This window comes from Treponema lecithinolyticum ATCC 700332, assembly GCA_000468055.1.
Classification (GTDB): domain Bacteria; phylum Spirochaetota; class Spirochaetia; order Treponematales; family Treponemataceae; genus Treponema_C; species Treponema_C lecithinolyticum.
Map to the genome: position 1 here is coordinate 1 of KI260557.1, position 556 is coordinate 556.

At 39.7% G+C, this 556-nt stretch carries 1 protein-coding gene; it reads right to left on the reverse strand.

Features of this window, described 5'->3' with window-relative positions; all coding sequences use genetic code 11:
* Positions 1 to 556: hypothetical protein (locus HMPREF9193_RS11250; RefSeq protein WP_021686500.1), on the reverse strand; the 556-nt coding region annotated here is incomplete at both ends.

Sequence of the window (556 nt, forward strand, 5' to 3'; positions counted from 1 at the left end):
TAAGCTGTGTTTTGGTTAATCCGCTTTTTCTAAAGCGCTCTGACTGCTCATAGGCACGTAAACCCTCTTTGTCTGCAAGGTTGTATGAAACATCTTCTCTTATGTCCAATGCGCAGTATAAATCTTTTGCAAACTCTTGTACGTGTCCTTTGGTCTTCTTAAATGTCTGTTGTACCAACTCTTTTATGTGCTGCTTTTGCCTGCCGTTTGCCGTATCTGTCAATTTGATTGTTTGCAATACAGCAATGATTTCAGCCGGTAAGGTTTGTCCGGTATGCTCATATAACAGAGTTGCTATACTGCTTCCTTGTTGTCCGCCTATAACGATGGGCACGATAGTCTTTTCATTCAGTTGTGTAATTTTTGTTGTTTTACTCAGCGGTTTTTGTGTTTTCGCATATTTTATCAGCGTTTGTAAAGGAACTTCCCGATAGATAATCATATCATCTGTAGCGTTTTGCTGCTGTGCTGCTTTTTGTATGATTTCTTTTATGCTCATGCCTGTGCTTGTTGCAATGTCTTTGTATGCATACAAGGCATTTTGTATCGAGCGGTT